This is a genomic window from Vibrio sp. 10N.222.49.C9 (assembly GCF_041474985.1).
GTDB classification, from domain to species: Bacteria; Pseudomonadota; Gammaproteobacteria; order Enterobacterales; family Vibrionaceae; genus Vibrio; species Vibrio crassostreae_C.
The window spans coordinates 1-233 of record NZ_JBFRVD010000934.1; the positions used below are offsets into that span (position 1 = coordinate 1).

A 233-nucleotide genomic window follows, 5' to 3' on the forward strand; every position below is an offset into this window, starting at 1 on the left:
GGGGTTTTAGTGGGAGGCGTTGCCGTACTGATCCTCAGTTGTCCGCAAGGCTTTCGAAGCATATCTCTCAATACTGCGGCATTAGGTTTAGCTTGTAGCAGCGCCTTTGCCCTCACCTCCCTTTGGATACGAGAGGCAAGCCTCAGCTTATCTTTACCATTTCCTCATCGCGCGGCATGGGTGTTGTTTATCGTTATCTTGCTGCAAACCATCATGTTGGTGGGCTATCTGCT

Annotated in this window: 1 pseudogene; it reads left to right on the forward strand. The window is 50.6% G+C overall.

From position 1 onward, the window contains the following. Nucleotides 1-233 (forward strand): annotated as a pseudogene (locus AB4585_RS26290) (multidrug transporter); the annotation flags it as partial.